This window comes from Veillonella parvula, from assembly GCF_945949885.1.
GTDB lineage: Bacteria > Bacillota > Negativicutes > Veillonellales > Veillonellaceae > Veillonella > Veillonella parvula_B.
On sequence record NZ_CAMFFZ010000031.1, the window covers coordinates 1 to 21,589 of the forward strand.

Genomic DNA, 21,589 nt, shown 5'->3' on the forward strand with positions numbered 1-21,589 from the left:
CTGGAAAAGCACTTCGCCAATTAGTGCGAGCTTTCGGATTCGTAAGAACAATATCCTCTACATAACCTGGTAAAATCTCAAAAGTCAGTGTACCTGATTGCAAATCTTGATTTGGTACTACCACTTGACTCGTTACATATCCATCGGCAAGAATTTGCTCTTGTAGTTGCTTTTGTAAAACAGCAATCCCCTCTGCCCCAATATTGTTATGATTATATATTTTCAGTCGATTCCTATACTTCTTAAAGACCGGTTCTGATGACGTAATTACAATCTGGTCAATTGGAAATGAGACTACTTCTTGTGGTAATGCCTCCATAGGTGCGCTATTTAAAATGTCATACTGTGATTCTGAACGCGACAAAGCGGCCCTTGCCATAGGTGCCTCTGCGCGTTGACGCAAAGAAGCATCGGCTCGAGCCGCTTCTTGTTGTATAAATGAAGATGGTACATCTGCCGCCAATATTGGCACTGTACACATAATGCTAGCCAGCCCCACACAACCTGCTGCAATAGATACTACTTTCATGGTCCTCTCCCCTTTCTATATGTAACGTATTAAATTATATCTTAGCCTCCCCTTATGATGTCAATCCCTGTCCACAAATTTCATGAAGGTTTTACTTTTCACTAAAAAATATCTCTCAGTAAATTTAGCAATTAACCAAGAGATATTCATAAAATCACCTATTTATTTTATAGCAAACAACAGTATTGTAATTCTACTTCTAGAGCTTTCTCAACCAATAAAATAACTATTCCTCTTCAACGAGTTTCAAGTCCTGTTCGTACGCATAATCTGCCTCGGCTCGTGTAATCATGCCTTGGTCTACCATTTGTTCTAGCACCAGTTTTTGTCGAGCTTTAGCCCCTTCATAGTTCGTATAAGGATCTAAATAGGATGGTGCATTAGGTAATGCTGCGAGTAAAGCGCTTTGCCCCAATGTTAATCGACTTGGACTCGTACCGAAGTAGCCATAAGATGCTTCGTAGATACCGTAGTAATTATGTCCATAATATACGGTATTCAAATACATGGTGAGAATTTCTTCCTTAGAGTAGTAATGTTCCATTTCACTAGCGAGAATCGCCTCTTCTACCTTACGACTCATAATGCGCTTTGATGAAAGGAACAGATTTTTTACAAGTTGTTGTGTAATAGTACTACCGCCTTCCAGCGTTTCACCTGCTATGGTATTTGTGTACAAGGCGCGAATAATACCGAGTACATCAATAGCTCCATGTTTATAATACCGCTTATCCTCAATAGCGATTAATGCATTTTTTGTATACTCAGGAATAACATCTCCTTTCACCCAATGCTCTTTTGAAACACGTTGATTAAGAGCTATCTGTACTTTATCTCTAAATGTAAACAGGCGTATAATTCGATCTGTACGACTGAGCGTGTCTTCACTTTGTTCTATTTGTTTTTCAACAAGTGTATGAGCTTTACTCTCACGATTTGTCCCTTGAAAGCTATGGTATCCGTCATAGATAAACATAGCCAAAATCATGACCACCACGAATACAACCAGGTTTCGAAGGTAGCGAAATACTTTCATTTCTTTCACCTATTTCTTAAAGGTCTGTAATATAAACACATGTAAATATAGGTTTATAATCTAGCCATCTATACAATACCTTATATACATATACAAATATAAAGTATATTAAATGTATTGTATCACATCAATCAAGAAGAAGATATGTAAAACACTAGTTTTTACGTCTACTCATACTACAAATATATTTAATATATCTTATAACGGCACGATACTATATATCTATAAATACCGATTAATGCATATTAGTTATACTTATTAAGTTGTATTAAAAACTTTAAATAGAGTATAATATATGAGATGATAAAAACATGCCTATGGAGGAGTAATATGAAACAGTGTATGGATTCAGAAAATCTGCATCGTCGATTGCGTAAAATCTTAGGTCAAGTGCAAGCTATTGATCGAATGATTGAAGAAGACATTCCCTGCGAAGATGTGTTGAGCCAAATTAATGCAGCTAAATCTGCACTACATAAAGTAGGACAAGTAATTCTTGAAGGACATATCAACCACTGCGTACGAGATGGTATCGAACATGGTGACGTAGAAAAAACCATTAGCGACTTTACAAAAGCTGTAGAGCGCTTTGCAAATATGGGTAAATAAAAAAGGACTCTACAAATGAATTGCACCCAAAAATTAGACATAATTTTGGGAGGTGCAGTTCAAAATGTAGGGTCCTTTTTATTACCCCAATATTAATCGTGGTTAGTTGTTAAGAATTCGCTCAATGCAGCAAGTGCATCATCTTCGTCAGCACCGTCAGCAGTCAATGTAAGGGATGTTCCTTTTGTAGCCCCCAAAGTCAATACAGTTAAGATGGATTTAGCATCTGCTGTTTTACCATTAGCAGCGATAGTCACTTTGGAAGCAAACTTAGCAGCCAATTGTGTGAAGGCTGTAGCAGGACGAGCATGTAAACCAGATTCGTTAGTAATTTCTACTGTTAATTCTTTCATGATAACCTCTTTCTATCTCGATAGGCAGAGCCTATCTCATACGTTCTAATAGATATATTGTATCAATATCAAGCATTTCAATTCAAGTATATTACATCTTATTTGCTATGTAATGATTCTATTTAAGGTAAAACTAGATTATAGTAAACCTTTTTCAGCTAATACAGATTTAGCGTATTCTGTAATTTCTTCTGCTGTGTCCATAGCAAGTGCTTTATTTGCCACCTCTTCACATTCTGCTTTAGAAACAGAACGCAAGATATTTTTAATAAGAGGAATCGAAGAAGCAGTCATGGAGAATTCATCGAGACCAAGACCTAATAGAATCATGGTCGCCACAGGATCGCTAGCAAGCTCACCACACATACCTGTAAATTTACCTTGCTCATGACTGGCATCAATAACGTGCTTAATAAGACGTAACACCCCTGGATGCAATGGTTGATACAAGTTACCGATGGCTTCGTTCATACGATCTACGGCTAATGTATATTGGCATAAGTCGTTAGTACCGATACTAAAGAAGTCTACATATTTAGCAAGGATTGGAGATATAACAGCTGCTGCAGGTACTTCGATCATGATGCCAACCTTGATATCCTTGTTAAAATCCTTTCCTTCAGCCGCCAGCTCCTCTTTACATTCATCAAGCATAGCATTCGCTTGTTTCACTTCCTCAACAGAAGCAATCATAGGATACATAATGTGAATATCACCAAACGCACTAGCTCGTAACAAGGCACGCAATTGTGCCTTAAAGATATCTGGACGATTTAAAGAAATGCGAATGGCACGATAACCGAGGAATGGGTTCATTTCACTTGGCAAATCAAGGCATTTTAATTCCTTGTCGCCACCGATATCCATGGTACGGATGATAACCGGTTGCCCCTTCATCTCTTGGGCTACCTTTTTATATTCTTCAAATTGTACATCTTCTGTAGGCAGTTCGTCGTTTTCCATGTAAAGGAATTCTGTGCGGTACAAACCAATACCTTGTGCCCCCATAGTGAGCGCATGTTTAGCATCCTTTGCCTTGCCGATGTTACCGAATAATTCTACATGGTGACCATCAGTGGTAGTAGCTTCAAGATTAGCAGATTCGCGCAACCGTTTTAATTCCTCTTGGAACGCCAACGCTTGATTTGTATACTCCGTCCAATCCGCATCAGATGGATTGATTTCTACGATACCATCGGTACCAAGAACGACTGCTTTGTCGCCATCAGCGAAACTTTCAATATCGCCTACTCCCATAACAGCGGGAATTTCGAGTGTACGAGCCATAATAGCCGCATGAGATGTAGGACCACCCGCCGCAGTGACAATGCCTTTTACCACATTTTTATCGAGAGAAGCCGTATCAGATGGTGCCAAATCATGAGCCACCAAGATCACTTCGCCAGAAATATGAGACAAACCGCGAGGGTTCATACCTAATATATTGCGCATCAAACGATCGCCGATATCCTTAATATCTGCACCGCGTTCACGCATATAGGCATCTTCCATACCGAGGAAGATATTTGCAAAGGTTTCAATTGTTTGAGACGTAGCTGAAACCACATTGATATGACTAGACTCAACAAGGGATTTGATTCCGTCAGACAAGGATGGGTCTTGAGCGATTTGCATGTGCGCTTCAAAAATAGCGGCCTCTTCTGGTCCCATTTCTTCCAACGCTTTTTTACGAATAGTATCCAATTGTTTTAAGGTAGATGCCATAGCAGTTGCAAACTTGCTAATTTCTTCTTCTACCTTGTCTTCCGCTACAGTGTAATCAGGAATGACAATTTCCTCTTGAATATATCTATATACATTGCCTACTGCAACGCCACGAGATCCAGAAATCCCTTGAATTCGCATATGTGTTCCTCTTTCTATTACGATTAGCTACATTACTTTTTATTTTATCATTTCTCGGTTAAACAATAAAGTAATCCAAATCCCTATATTCCCTTAAATAACCGTCCCACATGGGGCATTTTTTATTTTATTATAACTCTTAATAAACGCTGTAAGCTTTCCTTATTTTCCCTTTATTTTGCTATAAATTTATACGATTCCATGCCATGCTTAAGGCCTATTTATGTTATAATGTTATAATATTATAATATAGAATATATAATAATATACATATGAGACTTTCACGGGCTTCATGGTGAAAGTCTTACTTATTGATAGGAGACTTTATGAAATTAACAAAAATGCATGGTCTCGGCAATGATTTCATCCTCTTTGCCGACCCACAAGGGAGTTCTAAAGACTACACAGACCTCGCTATCCGCCTTTGCGATCGTCGTACGGGTATTGGTGCCGATGGTCTTGCCATCCTAGTACCTTCCGAAACTTGTGATGTGCGCATGCGTATCATCAACTCCGATGGTAGTGAAGCAGAAATGTGCGGTAATGCGATTCGCTGCTTTGCAAAATACGCTTATGAACACGGTCAAACTACGAAGGAAACTTTCACCATCGAAACCTTGGCAGGCGTAATGAAGCCTACCTTGACTATCGAAAACGGAATAGTCACACAAGTTACTGTAGACATGGGCAAACCATTCTTCAATGCCCAAGACATTCCTATGAATGTAACCATGGATAAGGTTATCGACGTAGACCTTGATGTAAACGGTGAGACCGTAACGGTAAGCTCCGTATTGCTCGGCGTGCCTCATACGGAGGTATTCATCGACGACATTACAAAGGCCCCTGTTACAATGCAAGGCCCAATTCTTGAAAAGCACGATGCCTTCCCTGCTAACACAAATGTAAACTACATTGAAGTGGTAAATGACAAACATATCAAGGTGCGCACTTGGGAGCGCGGCGCTGGTGCTACCTTAGCTTGTGGAACAGGCTCTTGTGCCTCTGCCGTTATGTCCTTTGAAAAGGGATTAACAGGGCGCGAAGTAGATGTGGAACTCTATTTAGGTACATTGCATATTTCATACTTGGAGGATGGCACGGTGCTCATGACAGGCCCTGCTGAGGAAGTCTTCGAAACAGAACTTCCTATCGACTAAGATGAAGTGGTTACAACTTATATTAAATGCGTTCCTAAGATACCAACAGGGTCGCTCACTCATGCCACGGAATATAGAGCCCCTCTTAGGACTACTTATATCCATTCTCGTCATCCTCATTGCTGTAGCCAATAGCATCGCCATTGGTTACGCCTTGATTGTCGTATGGTGCATCATGACCTTTGTATTTTATCGCAAAGGATATCAACCAAAGGAACTATTAAACCTATCGTGGACAGGTGCTAAAACGTCCATCGTGGTGATGCAAATCTTTCTTCTCATCGGTTGGCTCATCGCCATGTGGCAAGCAGCGGGCATTATCCCTATGATCATTGCCACAGGCATCGACTTAATTAACCCGTCCATCTTCATCGTCTGTGCCTTTTTAATAACAGCTGTAGTAAGCATGCTGTTGGGCACCGCACTAGGAACTGTAGGTACAATAGGCATCGTACTCATCACGATGGCAAGAGCTGGGAGTATTCCAGAAAATATCGTAGCCGGTGCCATTATTGCAGGTGCTTACTTTGGTGATCGAAACGGGCCACTATCCTCTAGTGCGTCTCTCGTAGCAGCCTTAACCCATACAAAGGTATCAACGAATATTCCCATCATGTTTAAAGATGGTATTCCAGCACTCATCATCTCTACAGTGCTGTATCTATTACTATCTCAGTGGTACCCACTCAATTACGAAAATAGTTTACTATCCGATACAATTCACTTTATTTTCAACATCGATTGGACATTATGGATTCCAGTCATCATCGTCATTGGTCTATTGCCTTTGAAAGTATCTATCCGTTGGCCTATCGGACTCAGTGCATTAGCAGCGGCCATTCTAGCTTATACAAATCAAGGAGCCACCATTTCTGAGTTGGGATGGTATACCTTAACGGGCTTTGAACTACCGCACTACAATCCACTAGCTGATATCATTCATGGCGGCGGTCTACAAACGATGTTTATCCCTACCCTTTCGATTTTCATGGCTACTGCCATTTCAGGCATGCTTGAAGGAGTTGGCTTCTGGAACGACATACGACAACTGTTAGAACGGGCTAAAACACGGAACGATGTATTTGCTGCCAATGTAGGCCTTGCCTTTTTAACAGGTGCGGTTGGATGCAGCCAAGCTATTGCGGTAGTTATGACACACTCTATTATGCGTATTACCTACGCTCAACGGGGTATTCAAGACGAAGATGTGATGCTAGACTTTGAAAATAGCGGCATCCTCATTGCTCCATTGCAACCGTGGAATATCGCTGCCTACGTGCCCGTTGTCATGATGGGTACAAGTTCCGCAGGTTACGTACCATTTGCCTTCTTCCTATATCTAGTACCACTCATCTATTGGTTACGCTTACGGAAGCAAGATCAACCGATCATACGCTAATTAGTAATATCTCAAAAGGGGAAATTGTATGATTTACACTATTACCTTTAACCCAGCTCTCGATTATATTGTGCGCCTTGATCACCTCAAGACGGGTACTATTAATCGTACCACCCAAGAATACGTTCTCGGTGGCGGCAAAGGTATCAACGTATCTATCGTGCTCAATAATCTTGGCATGGATACGACAGCACTCGGCTTCATCGCAGGGTTTACAGGCGAAGAAATCGTAACACAACTCAAGAAATTCGGCGTGAAAGAAGATTTCATCCGACTTCGCGAAGGATTAACCCGCATCAATGTTAAAGTAAAAGCATCTGATGAGGAAACAGAGATTAACGGCCGCGGCCCAATCATCGGTGATCACGAATTAGAAGCTCTATACAAACAACTCGATGCGTTGACCGAAAAGGACACCTTAATCCTTGCGGGGAGCATTCCTTCTAGTCTACCAAGCGATATGTACGAACTCATTATGAATCGCTTACAACATAAAAATATCCGCATCGTAGTAGATGCTACAAAAGATCTACTCACAAAAGTCTTGCCTTATAAACCATTCTTAATTAAGCCAAATAATCACGAGCTTAGCGAAATCTTTGGCCGCACTCTTGCTACAAAGGATGACCTTGTAGAAGCTGCTAAAGCATTACAAGAGAAAGGTGCACAACACGTGCTCATCTCCATGGCTGGTGATGGAGCTATCTTGGTCGCTGCTGACGGCGCTGTATACACCAGTCCTGCCCCTAAAGGTATCCTCGTAAATTCCGTAGGCGCTGGCGATTCCATGGTCGCTGGCTTTATTACGGGCTATGAAAAAACAGGTAACTTACAAGAGGCGCTCTACTGGGGCATCTCCAGTGGATCTGCCTCTGCCTACTCTGAAAACCTCGCAACCCTTGAAGAAGTAGAAACACTACTTTCACAAGTACGAGTTAAATGATTTTATATTTTATTTGCATCAAGGAGTACACATATGCAAATCACTGATTTATTAAAACCTCAATCTATTTTGCTGAATGCAGATCCTGTCACAAAGGCTGACGCCATTTATACCTTAGGCGAATTGATGGAAAAAGGCGGCAACCTCATCGATAAAGGTGAGTACTTAACAGCTGTCTTTGCTCGAGAAGAGTCAGGTTCTACGGGCCTCGGTGATGGTATCGCCACACCGCATGCTAAATCTGCAGGCGTAAAAGAAGCAGGCCTCGCTGCTATGGTCGTGCCTAACGGTGTAGATTTTGAAGCACTTGATGGTCAACCATCTCGCCTATTCTTTATGATTGCTGCTCCAGAAGGCGCGGCTGACACTCATGTAGAGGTATTGAGTCAGTTAGCAACAATGGTGATCGACCCTGATTTCAAAGAAGCTCTTATCGCAGCTCCAACCGTAGAACGTTTCTTGGAACTCGTAACAGCTAAAGAGCAAGGCAACTTTGATCCATCTGTAGAAGGGTTTATCAAAACAGCAGAGGATCAAAAAGCAACCGGTATTACTGGCGCTATCGAAACAAAGGCTACAGAAGCAATTGAAAAAGTTGCACCTAAGATTTCTATAGATAACCCGCATTATGATGTACTAGCTGTTACAGGCTGTCCTACTGGCATCGCACATACCTACATGGCTGCAGAATCTTTAGAACGCAAAGCTAAAGAAATGGGCATCTCCTTAAAAGTAGAAAAGAACGGTGCCTCTGGCGTTAAAGACGCTCTTACAGCAGAAGAAATTGCACATGCTAAATGTATTATCGTAGCTTCCGATCGCCAAGTAGAAATGGCACGTTTTGACGGTAAACCTATGATTCAAACTAAGGTAGCGAATGGCATCAATAAAGCGGAAGAGCTACTAACAGAAGCTATGGCTGGCACAGCTGCCGTATATCAAGCATCTGCGGCTGACCGCGAAGCTGCTGAGATTGCAGCTAGCGCATCTGATAGCGTAGGCCGTCAAATCTACAAACATTTAATGAACGGCGTCTCTCACATGTTGCCGTTTGTTATCGGTGGCGGTATCTTGATTGCCCTCGCCTTCTTATTCGACGTATTCGATCCAGCGAATCCTAAAAACTTTGGTTCCGGTACACCTCTTGCGGCTTTCTTAATGCAAATCGGTGGCGCGTCCTTTGGCTTCATGTTACCAGTATTAGCGGGTTACATCGCTATGAGTATTGCGGACCGTCCAGGTCTTGTAGCTGGTTTCGTTGGCGGCTTATTAGCTAACCAAGGCGGCTCTGGTTTCCTCGGTGCATTGATTGCCGGTTTCGCAGCAGGTTATTTGGTATTATTAGTTAAGAAATTAGTATCTGGTTTGCCTCAAGCATTAGAAGGTACAAAACCGGTTCTCTTCTACCCTGTACTTGGCGTATTGTTCATTGGTATCGCTATTACCTTTATCATCAATCCTCCTGTATCCGCACTTAATCACTGGTTAATGGACTCCTTGCAATCCATGGGCACTACTAGCCGCGTATTGTTAGGTCTAATCTTTGGTGCTATGATGTCCGTTGATATGGGAGGCCCTGTAAACAAAGCGGCTTATGTTATCGGCACAGGTGCACTTGCGACTGGTGAATACGGTATCATGGCAGCGGTAATGGCAGGCGGTATGGTTCCTCCATTGGCAATCGCTCTTTGTACTACATTCTTCCCTAGCCGTTTCACAGAGGCTGAACGCAAATCTGGTATCACAAACTACATCATGGGCCTTTCCTTCATCACAGAAGGGGCTATCCCATTTGCAGCTGCTGATCCAGTTCGCGTATTGCCAGCTTGCATCATCGGTGCTGGTACAGCTGGTGCATTATCCATGTTCTTCGAATGCACACTACGCGCTCCACATGGCGGTATCTTCGTAGTACCAACAATTGGTAATCCACTTCTTTACCTTGCATCCATCGCAATCGGTTCCATTGTGGCTTGCTTCATCTTAGCACTTGTAAAGCCAAGTTTAAAAAATAGTATCACTAAATAGACCATTAAAATTAACTATCAATTATAGCTTATATATGATTGATGGCCGATGATTGATTATTGACTCTTATCGATGGTGAAAGCTAGTGTCACACTAGTAGATATACTAAAAGGACTAGAATATACGTGTTCTGAACTGACCTAAAAATTGGACATAATTTAGGAGGTATAGTTCAAGAATATACGTACTCTAGTCTTTTTTCTTATATTCAAAAATAATTAATATTATTTTATAATTCATGATCAAAACTACTTTCAAAAGTGGAAGCAAATCCTCAAAATTGTACAATTACATCGATTTATGTTAAACTATATAAATATTAATTAACTTTAAAATTATAAATTATTATTAGAAATCTAGTTCGGAGAACTAATTCATGAAGTCATCAAAAAATTGTAAGGTTACTGCTGCATTTCTTGCCGCAGCTGCGTTGGGTGGTGTTGCCCATGCAGAGCCTACACTTAACATGAATGATTTAGTAGGTACGAGTACCAGTGCTGAATCAACGACACAAAGTACTACAAGTGTAGCAACTCCAGTCGTGAAACCAATGGCAACTCAGCCAGTCTTACCAACTACACCACAACCGGCCACCATTGTACAACAACAAGCACCACCGATGGCACAACCTCAACCATCCTACGTGATACAACCAGCAACGGTTAGCCCTATACAAACTCAACAAATTACACCATTACAAGCAGTACCGCAACAAGTAGTACCAATGCAATCTCAACAACAGGTTCAAACTCAACCTCAGTATGTTGTCAATAAAGATACAAAAGCTGTCATGGAACCTACATTAGCAATGCACAGCTTGATAAATGTACAGCGAAAAACTGAACCTGTTACTATAGAGAAACCAGTAGATGGTAAGCAACAAGTACAAACTACACAAGTACAGCGTACGCCTGTTGTTATTCAACAAGAATCCATAGCGCCATTAACTGTATCTAATACTACAGTAACAAAAGCCGTGGTAGCCAAACAAAGACTTACAATTCGCGATATTCAACGTGCTGAGCGTGAGCGTTTAGCTCAACTAGCCGCGGTATCACAAGTTGATCAACAACAACTCGCTCAAAAACAAGCTGAAGCGCAACGGCAAGCAGCACTACAAGCAGAAGCACAACGGCAAGAAGCTTTGCGGGCGGAACAAGAACGTGTGGTAGCTCAGCAAACCGAGGCACAACGTCAAGCGACTTTACGTGCTGAGCAGGAACGTATTGCGGCTCAACAAGCTGAGCAAGCGCGTATTGCAGAAGAACGCCGTCAAGCGGCAGAGCTAGAACGCATCCGTATCCAAGAGGAACAACGCCGTATTGCTGAGCAGCAAGCAAATCAAGAACGTTTAGCGGCTCAACAAGCCGAGGCGCAACGCCAAGAAGCTTTACGCGCTGAACAAGAGCGTATGGCAGCAGCTCAACAAGCTGAGGCGCAACGCCAAGCTGCTATTAGAGCGGAACAAGAACGTATCGCCGCTCAACAAGCCGAGGCTCAACGTCAAGCGGCTATTAGAGCCGAGCAAGAACGTATCGCCGCTCAACAAGCCGAGGCGCAACGCCAAGCTGCTTTAAAATCGGAACGTGAGCGTATCCTCGCTCAACAGGCTGAAGAAGAACGCTTAGCCGCTGAAGAAGCAGCTCGCCAACGAGCTGAAGCTGCCGCTAAAGCTGAAGCAGAACGTCAAGCAGCTATTAAAGCGGAGCAAGAACGTATCGCCGCTCAACAGGCTGAAGCTCAACGCCAAGCAGCTTTAAAAGCTGAACAAGAGCGTGTAGCGGCCGAAAAAACTAAAGCTGAACGCGAAGCAGCTATTAAGGCAGAGCAAGAACGTATTGCGGCTAAACAAGCGGAACTTGCAAGACAAGCTGCAATCCAAGAAGAGCAAGAACGTTTAGCTGCTGAACAACTAGCAAAAGAAGAAGCTGAGACTGCAGCCAAAGCACAAGCTGAAGCCGAAGCTAAGGCTAAAGCAGATGCAGAAGCTGCTGCTAAAGCTAAGGCTGAAGCCGAAGCAAAAGCTAAAGCAGAGGCTGCTGCTAAAGCTCAGTCCGAAACCGAGACAAAAGCTAAAGCTGAAGCAAAAACTAAGTCAGAAGCGGAGACTAGACAAGTTCAAGAGAGCAAATTACCGCAATCTTATGTAGATGCTCGTAATACAGCCTCTACAAAAGGCTCTCCTGTAACAGAAGAGAAAAATATTCTTTCCCAACCAATGGATCCACCATTGCAAGCCAATGCATCTGCAAAAATTAGCCTTGCCTTTGACGCGAAAAATTACGAATCTATGTCTACGACAGTAGATAATAAGGAAATCAAATATCGCGCCTTCGAGTATATCCCTTACGTGGCTAATCCAATCGACATAGATCAGCAATACATGAACATTTATGTACCAGAGGAATATTTCAACAACGGCACTATCAACGGTTACAACACCCAAACAGCCCCTATCTTCATGCCAAATGCGGTAGGCGGTTATATGCCAAGTCAAGCTATGACTCCAAAAATGGAAAATGGTAAACCTAACAGTGTTCTTTACGCATTATCCCGTGGTTATGTAGTAGCTTCCCCTGCTACACGTGGTCGTACCAATAAAGCTTCCGATGGCAACTTCATCGGTAAGGCCCCTGCAGTAATCGTTGACTTACAAGCGGCCACAGCCTACTTACACGCCAACGATTCCGCTATGCCAGGTAATGCAAACCGCATTATCACAAATGGTACAAGTGCAGGCGGTGGTGTATCCTTGTTACAAGGTGCAACTGGTAACAGCTCCGACTTCCAACTATATTTACAAGCATTAGGTGCAGCTACCGCGGCAACTAATGTATACGCAGTATCTGCGTATGCCCCTATCACTAACCTCGATGCAGCTGATATGGCTTACGAATGGAGTTATAACGGCATTTCATCCTTTAATAAAGTGACTATGTCCCCAGGTGAATTACCACAAGCCAATGTAGGCGGTACTCCTGCTCAACCACAACGCACAATGCAACGTGTAAACTTGAATGCAGACGATCTAGCATACTCCAAAATGCTTAGCGAACACTTCCCTGATTACGTAAATAACTTGCAATTACGTGACTCTCTAGGTCGTGTTCTAAAACTCGATAAGAATGGTAATGGTACTTTCAAAAATTATGTAAAAGAATTTATCGTTGCTGCTGCTAATAAAGCACAAGCTAAAGGTACTGATTTATCTAAGCATACATACCTTGTACGTGATAATAAAACAGGGACTATCAAAGACATTAACTGGGAAGCATATAACCACTTTGTAAGCCGTTCTAAAGCGCCAGGCGCCTTTGACTCCCGTTCCAATGATACTGGTGAAAACAGTCTATTTGGTACAAGTACTACAGATAATAACCATTTTACAATTACTGCTGCATTACACGATACAACTGCTAATCAAGATGTATACGTAGAAAATGCTAAGATTGTTACTATGATGAACCCAATGAACTATCTCGGTTCTCCAGCTGCGACAAATGCACGATTCTATCGTATTCGTTACGGCACAGCTGACAGCAATACATCTGTTGCAATTCCTTTAATCGTAGGTACGCGTGCTCAAAACCTTGGGTACAGAGTAGATATGGCAACACCATTTGATGTAGATCATTCTGGTGATTACGATCTAGAAGAATTATTCAACTGGATGGATAATATTGTTAAAAACGGTAGATAATTACAATTAAATACATACCAAAATACTAAAGGAGCTACCCAGTAGCTCCTTTTTTATATACAATTATAAATTTTCTTGTGTATTCAATAATAAATATTATTGTAAAAGACCCTCTCCCACTATCAATAATCTGCACCATTATCTACTCAGTACATTACCTATTACAATAACAAATGAATTCAGAAAAAAAGGATGCTTCCTGTAAAATACAGGGAAACATCCATGTGTTTGAGCCAGTAGAAAGCAACTGTTATGCTTTACCATGATAGGTGATTAAACTTCAGGGAATAAAACTGTAGATAAGTAGCGTTCGCCTGTATCAGGGAGAATTACTACAATATTTTTACCTTTATTTTCAGGGCGTTTTGCCAATTCTTGAGCCGCCCAAAGCGCAGCACCAGAGGAAATACCTACCAATACGCCTTCTGTGTGACCAAAAGCTTGAGATGTAGCAAAAGCATCCTCGTTAGAAACTTGGATTACTTCATCGTAAATGTTAGTATCCAATGTATCTGGAATGAAGCCAGCACCTAAGCCTTGGATTTTATGAGGGCCTGGTTTACCATTAGATAATACAGGAGAATCTGCTGGTTCTACGGCAACCACATGTACATCAGGGTTTTGTTCTTTTAAGTAACGACCTGCACCTGTCAACGTACCGCCTGTACCAACACCAGATACGTAGATATCTACGGTACCATCAGTATCTTGCCAGATTTCAGGGCCAGTTGTTCTGTAGTGAATTGCAGGATTAGCTTGATTTACGAACTGACCTGCTTCAATAGCACCAGCTGTAGCCGTTACGATTTCCTTAGCTTTTGCAATAGCGCCTTTCATACCAAGAGAACCGTCAGTCAATACGAGCTGAGCGCCATAACCAAGCATTAATTTACGGCGTTCAATGGACATTGTTTCAGGCATTACGATTACAACTTTATAGCCAAGCGCGGCACCTACAGCAGATAAGCCAATACCTGTATTACCAGATGTAGCTTCTACAATTGTACCACCTGGTTGTAATTCACCAGACTCAACAGCCGCTTGAATGATTGCTGCTGCGATACGATCTTTTACAGATCCACCTGGGTTAAAATATTCCAATTTAGCAAAAATATTTGCTTCTGCACCAAATTTAGCACCAAAACGTGTAGCTGCCAATAGTGGTGTTTTACCGATTAATTCAACAAAAGATTTAGCAATTTTAGACATAGTGGTCACTCCTTAATTAAATAGAACCATCCCAATTATCATATTTTGTATCAAGTTTAGCGTAAGTCCCATCAATTACATCTTGTAGGGTTACGTTTTCTAAATAATCATGAATATAGTTTTGTAAGCCTGCCCAGAAACCAACGGTGCGTTCGTTGATTACTGTATCAGTACTCACCCCTTCATCAAGGGTAGATATGATAGCCATCGATTCCTCAGTGGCAAGCAATATTTCAATAATTGTGTACTCCTTAGGGCTTTTAGATAATCGATATCCGCCGTATTTACCGCGGATACTATCCACTAGGTTAGCAGCGCCTAAACGAGCTACGATACCTTCTAGGTATTTTTCAGATATGCCTTGTCGTTCTGCCACAGATCGCAAGGAAACTGGTTTATCTTGCCCTTGCTCTGCCAAATCGATGAGAACCATCAATGCATAACGACCTTTTGTGGAAATCCTCATATATCTTGCCTTTCTTTGTAAACGTTAGTGTTAAACACACCCATATTAAAAAGTGCTTATATTATATTTATAAAGCTATTTATAAAACCTTTCATATCAATAGGAATTAATTTCATTATAGACCACTCACTATAAAAATGCAAGAACTTATTTCCTACTTTTATAAAGGGATATTAACAACACAAAAGGACCAGCCCGAAGACCAGTCCTTTTGCGTATAGTTTGTAGTTTGTTATATGAGGTTTACCATGATGAATTGGAGAGGGTTCATCTGGTATTGGGACTTACCGTATCGTCAGGAAAACGATGCGCGCCCGTGTTTATGTCATTTGAGGAGTTGTCTAGATTACTCTAGCATTTAAGTATAAGTTTCTTAATTAGATTTTACCTACAAGATCAAGACCTGGTTTCAAAGTGTCTTTACCTGGTTTCCAACGTGCAGGGCACACTTGATCGCCATGTTTAGCTACGAATTGAGCAGCTTGTACTTTACGAACCAATTCTTCAGCGGAACGACCGATACCCATATCATGAATTTCTGCTGTACGCACGAAGCCTTCTGGATCTACTACGAATGTACCACGGTAAGCCATAGCAGATTCTTCTTGGAATACATCGAAGAAGTCAGCCAATTCATGTTTTTTGTCAGCTAACATGTAGTACTCGATTTTATTGATGCTTGGAGAAGCATCAGACCATGCTTTGTGAACGAATTCGGAGTCACAAGATACAGAGTAAACTTCGCAACCCAATTCTTTCAACTCTGCATAAGAGTTTTGTACGTCTTCCAACTCAGTAGGGCATACGAATGTAAAGTCTGCTGGATAGAATACGAATACAGACCATTTACCCAACACGTCTGCAGTGCTAACTTTTACCAATTCAGGTTTTTTGAAAGCATCAAGTGTAAATTCAGGAAGTTGTTTACCAATAATAGACATGTTATGTCCTCCTTATTTGAGTTCCATATTTAACGAATATATTTACATTGGTGTACTTAGCACCATATCTATATCTATCTTTGTCTATATAATAACAAATATCATTCAATATTGCAAGCGTTATTTTTAAATTTATCGATATATTTTTCCAACTTTTTTCGATGTAAGCAAAAAAAGAAGAAAGATGCTCATTTCTGAGCACCTTTCTTTTTTTACGTACTACAATAGACTTACTGTTCACAGTAGCGTGATCAAAAGCGATTAAACCCGCTATATTAGCAAGCCCTCTCCGTGCTATGTGATCAGTTGTAGATTGTTCTTTTCCCGATTTACCATATACAAACTGCTCTAGTTTGAGTACAGCTAATATAAATAAACCTATAATAGATAAAACAGATCCCATCGTTTTAATCTATTTCTTAAGTTCTAAGATTGCATCTACGAAACCACGGAATAATGGGTGTGCATTATTTGGACGAGACTTAAGTTCTGGATGTGCTTGTGTACCAATAAAGAATGGATGATCTTTTACTTCAATACTTTCAACAAGACGGCCATCTGGAGATGTACCTGAAATCACAAGACCTGCATCAGTCAATTGTTGACGGTATTCATTGTTGAACTCATAGCGATGACGATGACGTTCATAAATCAAATCTTCCCCATAAGCTTCGTGAGTTTTCGTACCGGCTTCCACTTTGCATGGATAGATACCTAGGCGCATTGTACCGCCTTTTTTATCTACATCAATTTGATCACTCATCAAGTCAATTACTTTGTACTTAGCATTTTCGTCAAATTCGCTAGAGGTTGCTCCTTCCATGCCACATACGTTACGAGCAAATTCCATTACTGCAGATTGCATGCCAAGGCATAGGCCAAGATATGGAATATTGTTTTCACGAGCGTATTGGATTGTGCGGATTTTACCTTCTACACCACGGGAACCAAATCCACCAGGTACGATGATACCTTCAACACCATCAAATACCTCTTTAGGATCTACAGATGTATCATCAAGTTCTTCGGAGTCAATCCAACGAATATTCACTTTAGTACCCGTAGCAATACCAGCATGATCTAGAGCTTCAACTACGGATAAATACGCATCATGCAACGCTACATATTTACCAACAATAGCAACTGTAATATCTTTATTAGGATTCAAGATCTTATGAACCATTTCTTTCCATGCAGTCATATCACATGGACGATCTTCAAGACCTAACTTTTTGATAACAATATCGTCAAGACCTTGATCTTGCATCATCAATGGCACTTCATAGATAGAGCTACAAGTTTGATTTTCAATAACTGCTTCAGGTTCTACGTCGCAGAACAAAGCAAGTTTTTCTTTCATATCATCAGAGATATGTTTCTCACTACGACATACCAAAATATCTGGTTGAATACCAATGCTACGCAATTCTTTTACACTATGTTGTGTAGGTTTTGTTTTCAACTCGCCTGCGGCATTGATGTAAGGCACCAACGTAACGTGAATATAAAGTACATCATTACGACCTACTTCTTTTTTCACCTGGCGAATAGCTTCCATGAATGGCAAGCTTTCAATATCACCTACAGTACCACCGATTTCAGTGATAACTACATCAGCATTATCCTCTTTACCTACACGGTAAACATTTTGTTTAATTTCGTTTGTAATATGTGGAATTACTTGTACAGTGCTACCTAGGTAATCACCTTTACGTTCTTTATTGATTACAGACCAATATACTTTACCCGCTGTAATATTAGAACGTTTGCTAAGGTTAATATCGATAAAGCGTTCATAATGACCCAAATCAAGGTCCGTTTCGGCGCCGTCATCTGTTACGAATACTTCACCATGTTGGTAAGGGCTCATCGTACCAGGGTCGATATTAATGTATGGATCAAATTTTTGAATCGTTACATTGAAACCGCGGTTTTTTAGTAAACGACCCAAAGATGCTGCTGTAATCCCCTTCCCAAGAGAAGAAACAACGCCGCCAGTTACGAAAATATACTTAGTTGCCATGATGCCTCCCACCTATTACATTTTTTCCGGAGCGGAAATACCTAAAATACCCAAGCCTTGACGAAGAACGAGGGCAATCGCTGTGATTAATCCAAGACGAGCTTGTTGCAACGCTGGATCTACGCCAATGATACGACCTTGACGGTAGAATGAATGGAACATGCTTGCCAAATCGTATAAGTACCGAGCAATACGATGAGGTGCACGATGTTCAGCAGCTTGAACGACCTCTTCCGGATATTCAGCTAATTTCTTAATTAATTCTAATTCCATTTCACTTGTAAGTGTTGTGAAATCAGTTTCACTATAATCGCCAAATGCGATGCCAGCTTCACACACTTGGTTGTAAATACTGTGAATACGAGCATGAGCATATTGGATATAATACACCGGGTTGTCATTACTGCGAGATTTTGCCAAATTAATATCAAAATCAAGTTGACTATCCAAGGAACGCATCAAGAAGAAGTAACGAGATGCATCTACACCAACTTCATCGATTAATTCATCTAATGTAACGCTATCACCGCTACGTTTAGACAATTTAACTAGTTGTCCGTCACGGAACAATGCTACCATTTGTAATAGCAATACTGTTAATTTATCAGGGTCATAACCGAACGCCGCCATAGCCGCTTTTACACGGCATACATAACCATGGTGGTCAGCGCCCCAAATATCAATCATTTCTTTAAAGCCACGATCAAATTTATTGCGATGATACGCAATATCTGCCGCCAAATATGTAGGAACCCCATTATCACGGATAACTACGCGATCTTTATCATCGCCATAGTCAGTAGATTTTAACCACAAAGCTCCATCTTTTTCATACACTTTACCTAGAGCCTTCAACGCCTCTACGGAGTGATGAATTTCATCAGTTTCATGAACTGTACGTTCAGAGAACCAATTATCGAACGTAACGCGGAAGTTTCTTAATGTTTCTTCTAAGCGAGCTAATTTTTCTTTTAAGCCCTCTTTCTTAAACAAGGCTACACGCTCTGCTTCGTTCATAGCATTTAATTTATCAAAGCCTTCTCGTTCTGCAATCGCTTTCGCTGTTTCAATAATATCTGGGCCACGATAACCGTTTTCAGGGAACACTAACGCCCCTTCTGGAATATTGAACTCAGGCATAGAGCCGTCTTCATTGCGTTTAGGTGGGAATACTAATGTAGCACCTTGTAACTCTTGGAAACGGTACTCAATGGAAATAGCCATGTTGTCGATTTGATTACCCGCATCATTGATATAGTATTCAGATTGTACATTGTAACCCGCTGCACGTAACAAGTTTACAAGAGCACTACCGTACGCAGCACCGCGACCATGACCTACGTGCAATGGCCCTGTAGGGTTTGCACTTACGTACTCTACTTGAATCGTATCGCGCGCACGCAATGGTTGAACACCGTACTCAGTACCAGCAGTCAAAATGGCTTTTAACGTATCATACACCATATCAGATTTCAAAAAGAAATTAATAAAACCTGCGCCGGCAACCTCCGCACGTTCAAGCCAATCAAAGTTCATATGACTAATCAAAGCTTCAGCAATAACTCGAGGATTTTGACGAGCTACACGAGCGGATTGCATAGCGATGTTTGTAGAAAAATCACCGAATTCCTTTTGAGGTGGCACTTCGAGAACGATCTCTGGATATTCCCCAGCCGGCAAATCACCGCTGTTAATCGTATCTTGTAATGCCTGTTCAATCCCCGATTTCAGGATTTCCTTCATGTCCATGCTCTATATCCTCCCGCACGTCTATATCTAACTGATTATAAAATTGCCATTCACCTTCAACGGAAATATCATATCCTAAATGAACATGACCTACGCCATCATGAAAGTCTACTGTTAATTCATGAGTATTTACAGCCATATGTAAATCACCATATGGTGTTTCATATACGGCTTCTCGTTCTTCACCACGGACGTATTGATGACGCATATTGACAGCCCCTGTTCGAAGCAACACGATAGAATCATCATGGATTTTAATGGTCGTCTTAACCCCATCCAATCCAGTCACACTAGATTCTTCATAACGCACATATTGAGCACTACCCTTTTCATGTGACGTACCTGGGGAAATCAATTCCACTACGGTATCCTTGCCATCCATATCTCGTTGTACACTCTTTACGGACACTAGAACCCGCTTCATTTTCAACCTCCATGGTAGTAATTAATCATCATATTATACCATAATCAAGGACTATTTTGCACCCTTAATGAGTCCCAATTTCTTAGTCTTCGTCATCCGTTTAATAGCATATTCTCTGCGTTGTGCTTCTTGTTTTTGATGAAAGCTTTCAGAATATACCAAGGTCACAGGACGACGTCCTCGCGTATACTTTGCACCGCCTAAGATATGTCCATTATGAGCATCTATTCGACGTTTAAGATCTGTAGTCCATCCACAATACAAAGAATCATCTGCACAACGCACCAAGTACACATAGTGCCGTTCTTCAGACTTAGCATCCTTATTTGCCATTTTTCGCATCATCAGTGATTGGTTCCAATGTGATAGAATTGATAATTACTGGTTCAACTGGTTTATCATTGCGACCAGTCTTAACCTTGCCAATTTTTTCAACTACATCCATACCTTGTACTACAGTACCAAAGATGGTGTGTTTATTATCTAACCAATCCGTAGGTCCCAAGGTAATGAAAAATTGAGAGCCTCCTGTATTAGGGCCACGGTTTGCCATGGCAAGAACGCCCATTTTATTGAAATGTAAATCATTGGAGAATTCATCAGGAATTGTATAGCCCGGTCCACCGGCACCTGTGCCATCAGGATCTCCACCTTGAATCATAAAGCCTTCGATAACGCGGTGAAATGTCACACCATTATAGAAGCCTTTTTTCACGAGATAATCAAAATTTTTGACCGTAATCGGCGCTTTAGACCCTAACAAACGAACCTTAAATTGACCATAGTTTGTATCAAAAATAGCATATTCATCTGCAATTGGCGCATTCGTAAAATTAGGCATCGCCACAGTTTCTGCTTTCACAGTATTACCTTGTGGTTGCTCCCCAGTTTTGGTACTACATGCTGTTGTACCAAGTACTGTAATCCCCAACATTGCGCATAAAGCCAAGCGTTTCCAGTTCATATGTCCCCCCAAATACTAATATTATATTTAACTAAATGTAGATTTAAAATTTACATAGAAAAACCGCTCAACCCATGAGCGGCTCTTTTTTAGTATATCATATTATGGCACTATTGAGATTAAAAATATAAAAAAACTTAAATTGCAATATGAAATTGAACAGTATCCAAATCTACAATTCTATTAACTT

The 21,589-nt window shown here is 41.1% G+C and carries 18 protein-coding genes and 1 pseudogene; 6 read left to right on the forward strand and 13 right to left on the reverse strand.

Translation table 11 applies throughout. The annotated features are described in order from the left end of the window. Both Q7O55_RS08390 and Q7O55_RS08395 read right to left on the reverse strand, forming a co-directional pair. A partial coding sequence (locus Q7O55_RS08390; RefSeq protein ID WP_303929712.1) for a POTRA domain-containing protein occupies positions 1-529 on the reverse strand: 529 nt, incomplete at its 3' end. Between the two features lie 226 nt (positions 530-755). After that, a complete protein-coding gene (locus Q7O55_RS08395) occupies positions 756-1,565 on the reverse strand; it encodes a transglycosylase domain-containing protein (protein WP_295814982.1) in 810 nt (269 codons plus the stop codon). A gap of 330 nt (positions 1,566-1,895) precedes the next feature. On the opposite strand from Q7O55_RS08395, the gene Q7O55_RS08400 reads away from it, so the two are divergent. Further along, positions 1,896-2,174, forward strand: a complete 279-nt coding sequence (locus Q7O55_RS08400; RefSeq protein WP_004697521.1) for a metal-sensing transcriptional repressor — start codon at positions 1,896-1,898, stop codon at positions 2,172-2,174. 92 nt (positions 2,175-2,266) lie between these two features. On the opposite strand, the gene Q7O55_RS08405 is transcribed toward Q7O55_RS08400, so the two are convergent. Together Q7O55_RS08405 and ptsP are read right to left on the reverse strand one after the other, a co-directional pair. Next, positions 2,267-2,527, reverse strand: coding sequence for an HPr family phosphocarrier protein (locus Q7O55_RS08405; protein WP_303929714.1), 261 nt, complete (start codon positions 2,525-2,527; stop codon positions 2,267-2,269). 138 nt (positions 2,528-2,665) lie between these two features. Continuing rightward, entirely contained in the window at positions 2,666-4,393 is a 1,728-nt protein-coding gene (gene ptsP / locus Q7O55_RS08410) for a phosphoenolpyruvate--protein phosphotransferase (RefSeq protein WP_303929715.1), read from the reverse strand. A gap of 326 nt (positions 4,394-4,719) precedes the next feature. Between ptsP and dapF the strand changes: the two genes are divergently transcribed. The 5 genes from dapF to Q7O55_RS08435 all read left to right on the forward strand — a co-directional run bounded on the left by dapF (position 4,720) and on the right by Q7O55_RS08435 (position 13,623). Continuing rightward, a complete protein-coding gene (gene dapF / locus Q7O55_RS08415; RefSeq protein ID WP_303929716.1) occupies positions 4,720-5,553 on the forward strand; it encodes a diaminopimelate epimerase in 834 nt (277 codons plus the stop codon). A 61-nt stretch (positions 5,554-5,614) separates the two neighbouring features. Then, positions 5,615-6,952: a Na+/H+ antiporter NhaC family protein gene (locus Q7O55_RS08420; RefSeq protein ID WP_303929717.1), complete on the forward strand. Its 1,338-nt coding sequence runs from the start codon at positions 5,615-5,617 to the stop codon at positions 6,950-6,952. 28 nt (positions 6,953-6,980) lie between these two features. Next, entirely contained in the window at positions 6,981-7,895 is a 915-nt protein-coding gene (pfkB, locus tag Q7O55_RS08425; RefSeq protein ID WP_303929718.1) for a 1-phosphofructokinase, read from the forward strand. A gap of 33 nt (positions 7,896-7,928) precedes the next feature. Further along, complete coding sequence (locus Q7O55_RS08430; protein ID WP_303929719.1) at positions 7,929-9,923, forward strand: fructose-specific PTS transporter subunit EIIC; 1,995 nt, start codon at positions 7,929-7,931, stop codon at positions 9,921-9,923. A 376-nt stretch (positions 9,924-10,299) separates the two neighbouring features. Beyond that, complete coding sequence (locus Q7O55_RS08435; protein WP_303929721.1) at positions 10,300-13,623, forward strand: subtype B tannase; 3,324 nt, start codon at positions 10,300-10,302, stop codon at positions 13,621-13,623. A gap of 273 nt (positions 13,624-13,896) precedes the next feature. Here Q7O55_RS08435 and cysK read toward each other — a convergent pair whose 3' ends face one another. The 9 genes and pseudogenes from cysK to Q7O55_RS08480 form a co-directional block, all read right to left on the reverse strand. Further along, entirely contained in the window at positions 13,897-14,832 is a 936-nt protein-coding gene (cysK, locus tag Q7O55_RS08440) for a cysteine synthase A (RefSeq protein WP_303929722.1), read from the reverse strand. Between the two features lie 16 nt (positions 14,833-14,848). Then, the gene (locus Q7O55_RS08445; RefSeq protein ID WP_004698292.1) at positions 14,849-15,298 is read right to left on the reverse strand and encodes an Rrf2 family transcriptional regulator; all 450 of its coding nucleotides are present in this window, start codon (positions 15,296-15,298) and stop codon (positions 14,849-14,851) included. Positions 15,299-15,675: 377 nt separating this feature from the next. After that, a complete protein-coding gene (gene ahpC, locus Q7O55_RS08450) occupies positions 15,676-16,239 on the reverse strand; it encodes an alkyl hydroperoxide reductase subunit C (RefSeq protein WP_004695016.1) in 564 nt (187 codons plus the stop codon). Positions 16,240-16,441: 202 nt separating this feature from the next. Continuing rightward, positions 16,442-16,642: pseudogene (locus Q7O55_RS09315) on the reverse strand (hypothetical protein); the annotation flags it as partial. Positions 16,643-16,651: 9 nt separating this feature from the next. Continuing rightward, on the reverse strand, positions 16,652-18,262 hold the full coding sequence (locus Q7O55_RS08460; protein ID WP_303929724.1) for a CTP synthase: 1,611 nt from the start codon (positions 18,260-18,262) through the stop codon (positions 16,652-16,654). A 15-nt stretch (positions 18,263-18,277) separates the two neighbouring features. After that, a complete protein-coding gene (gene argS, locus Q7O55_RS08465) occupies positions 18,278-20,011 on the reverse strand; it encodes an arginine--tRNA ligase (RefSeq protein WP_303929726.1) in 1,734 nt (577 codons plus the stop codon). Then, positions 19,977-20,435: a DUF1934 domain-containing protein gene (locus tag Q7O55_RS08470; RefSeq protein WP_278457226.1), complete on the reverse strand. Its 459-nt coding sequence runs from the start codon at positions 20,433-20,435 to the stop codon at positions 19,977-19,979. Before Q7O55_RS08470 ends, argS begins: the two co-directional genes overlap by 35 nt. A gap of 51 nt (positions 20,436-20,486) precedes the next feature. Next, a complete protein-coding gene (locus tag Q7O55_RS08475) occupies positions 20,487-20,768 on the reverse strand; it encodes a GIY-YIG nuclease family protein (protein WP_303929729.1) in 282 nt (93 codons plus the stop codon). Continuing rightward, positions 20,758-21,399 carry a peptidylprolyl isomerase gene (locus tag Q7O55_RS08480; protein ID WP_303929730.1) on the reverse strand — a complete coding sequence of 214 codons (642 nt, stop codon included), beginning with the start codon at positions 21,397-21,399 and terminating at the stop codon, positions 20,758-20,760. The genes Q7O55_RS08475 and Q7O55_RS08480 overlap by 11 nt, the downstream gene beginning before the upstream one ends. Positions 21,400-21,589: the final 190 nt, after the last annotated feature.